Source organism: Mesorhizobium sp. M7A.F.Ca.AU.002.02.1.1, assembly GCF_003998535.1.
Lineage (GTDB): Bacteria > Pseudomonadota > Alphaproteobacteria > Rhizobiales > Rhizobiaceae > Mesorhizobium > Mesorhizobium ciceri.
In genome coordinates this window covers 1-2,742 of record NZ_RZPB01000783.1, presented here as the reverse complement: position 1 = coordinate 2,742, position 2,742 = coordinate 1, and the positions used below count along the sequence as shown (strand labels likewise).

Genomic DNA, 2,742 nt, shown 5'->3' with positions numbered 1-2,742 from the left:
CACCACGCTAATAGATCTGGCGCGCCGGGGCACGCGACGATCCCGGCACATCCTTACTGGGGCGCCCGCCGCTGCCGTGAAGGGAGGCCGCTTCTTTACATTTCGGCCGGCGCAAGACGCGTGAGCGAGGGCAACATCATGAATCCCGAAAAGCCCAGCATTCATGCGCCATCCGCCGAGCTGCTCGCTGCCATGGCTAATGAAAAGCGCCTTCTCGCTCTAATGATTCTTGCTGACGGAGAAATATCCGTTTCTGATCTGGCGCCGCGACTGGGGCTTAGCAACTCAGCACTCTCCCAGCATCTCGGCATGATGCGAGAATCTGGTCTGGTCACCCGGAGGCAGGAGCGCCATAAAGCGTATTACTCGTGCACAGATCTTGCCCTGAAAGTCCTTGAGCTCCTGGACTGGCTTGTTGAGCGGAAAACTCTGCCTGGCCGCGACCATCATCCATAAAGCCCGGACCTTTGGAAGGTTGCGATGTCGCGACTTCAAGGCTCGTCACCGGATTGTGGAGATTTGTAAGCTTCGACCCCGCCGCCAGGCGATGGCGGCGGGGTTGGATGGTTCGTTCAGTCGTAAACCTTGATGATTTTTCGGGTGCCCGGGTCCACCAGCACCGTGCGGTTGTCGACCACAACGTAGCGATATTTGACGTTGGGGACCTCATGGATCTCAACCGTTTCCGGCAGGGCTGTCCCGACATTCAGTTCCACGCCGGGGAGCTTGACCGACGCCAGGGGCTGCTTCTTCACATATTCGCGGATGACGGTGTCCTGTTCCGGCTGGATGATGATGTCGTCCGCGGCGGCTGAGCCGATCCCAGCCAATAGCAACATCGCTGCTGCGGTGTTCTTTAGAAGCATGTTCATATCTGCACTCCTGTAGGGACGGGCGCAACACGATCATCGTCCCGCGCCGCCCGGCAAGTTGAACATGGAGCCGCCCTAAACGTTCCGCCCTAGGTACTTAGGTCTAGTCCCCTTGGGACCTAAGTCTGGTTCTGGAAACCGCATTGGTCCTGTCAGCGGCAGCGGCTGGAACGCTTGGCTTCCGCGGCTGTTGTCTCTCGAATTTGGAAGAATGCAGATGTATAAAGTGTGGACCAAGCACGCTGGTTATTCGCGGCTGTTCCCTTTCTCGTGATGGCACTCGTTCTTGGCTGGCATGTGGTGGATCGGCGGGCAAACGTCCCTTCCGACGCCGAACCCGTATCTTTAACCTGCAGTAGGTGACCTGATGTTGCGCGACAAGGAGAGTCGGATCTTAGAGGCAGGCCTGCTGGCGGCGGTGCCTGTTTGTGTGGCGATTACCGCACTGGTCGCCTTGATGACCTTGGCCAGCATATGAATCGGTTCCTTTTCGCAGCCTCCGACTTCCTATCTCGGCCGCCAGGCTTCTATGTCATGCTCGTGGCAATGGTTTTGTGCACCGCCCTGGTGCCTTTTGGACTGACAAATGCGGTCACCTATGCCCTGTCGGTTGCCGCCATCGTGATCACCGGTGTTGTCCTTTTACAAGGCTATCGCGATACCGCCGCCATTCACGCAAAACTCGACGAGATCATCGTTTCACTGAACGAAACCAGGAACGACGTTGTCGGATTGGAGCATGCCGAGCCGGACGAGATCAGGGAGAAGCTTGTAAAACTCGAAGAAGAAGCGTCCCGAACAGTCGGGGCTGCCAGGCGCGAACTTTCGAAAGCAACAGGAGAGAGATCATGAACAATCTCATTTGGCTCGTTGGTGCGGTGGTCGTCGTCTTGGCGATTTTGAGTTTTTTTGGTCTTCGGTAGGCGACGAGCATTTCCGCCGACAACCTGAAGGATCAGGGGGAACTACACTTGGCGTCGCAAATTGCTTTCATGAATGACAATCAGCCGCCCCCCGACAAGTTGATATCCGAGCCACCGCCAGATTGGCAGGGCGTGTTTTTTGCCACCGCTGCCCTCGTCTCGTCCTTATGCGCCCTGCTGCTGGCATTTTGGATGTCTGTTTGATCGCTGTCGGAGGGGCCACTGTCCTATCAAGAGCCAAAAAGGTTTGGCATCAAAGTTGCATTGACAAGTTGGGGCGGATGAAGCCCGCCGCTTCGCAAATGGGGCGGCGGGCTTTCATAAGCTAACCCTCAGAAACGAGCCTTGGCCGGCAATTTACTTGGCGAAGGTCACGCATGTCGACCTGCTGACGCCGCCGGGATGCCTGGGTAAGCGCAATCTGTGGCGCTACCGACGTCTTTCCGCCGTGTGGTGATCTTCTGGTCGGCCGTCCCGTCTGCTTCAGGCTCTTTGCCGGCAAGCATACCAAACTCACCGTTGGATTTTTTCCGCCATCAGGTCCCCTCTGCGAGCAATGGCAACTCTTCGATCGGTCTGGGGTTCCTGGACAATCTGGGATCGGTGTCACTCCGCCCAGCTCGTGACGGCGGGAATGGCGCCCCGAAAATATCCGACATTTATCAAGGCCCGGAACAAAGATGGCGCCGGGAGATTGGAGTTCATCGTCCTCCTCAACAAGGAACCTAAGCATGAGAACCAATCTACGCATGGCATCGCTGTCGATCGCGACCGCAATGACCGCTGTACTGCCTGCCTTGTCAGCAGAGACGGCCCAGGACTTCGTCACGAAGGCCGCGATCGGCGGGATGTTCGAAGTGCAGTCCAGCAAGGTCGCTCAAAGCAAGCTCCAGGATCCGACCCTTAAGGATTTCGCGCAGAAGATGATCTCCGACCACGGTGCTGCG

General features: G+C 57.3%; 4 protein-coding genes. 3 read left to right on the top strand and 1 reads right to left on the bottom strand.

What is annotated here, in order from left to right; all coding sequences use genetic code 11:
* A partial coding sequence (locus tag EN879_RS31200; RefSeq protein WP_245493896.1) for a metalloregulator ArsR/SmtB family transcription factor occupies positions 1-456 on the top strand: 456 nt, incomplete at its 5' end.
* Positions 457-572: 116 nt separating this feature from the next.
* On the opposite strand, the gene EN879_RS31195 is transcribed toward EN879_RS31200, so the two are convergent.
* Positions 573-872 carry a DUF1236 domain-containing protein gene (locus EN879_RS31195; RefSeq protein ID WP_013525105.1) on the bottom strand — a complete coding sequence of 100 codons (300 nt, stop codon included), beginning with the start codon at positions 870-872 and terminating at the stop codon, positions 573-575.
* Between the two features lie 474 nt (positions 873-1,346).
* Between EN879_RS31195 and EN879_RS31185 the strand changes: the two genes are divergently transcribed.
* Entirely contained in the window at positions 1,347-1,724 is a 378-nt protein-coding gene (locus EN879_RS31185) for a low affinity iron permease family protein (protein ID WP_063170791.1), read from the top strand.
* A gap of 820 nt (positions 1,725-2,544) precedes the next feature.
* Positions 2,545-2,742 (top strand): DUF4142 domain-containing protein (locus EN879_RS31180; protein ID WP_348631511.1); only part of this gene is annotated, 198 nt, incomplete at its 3' end.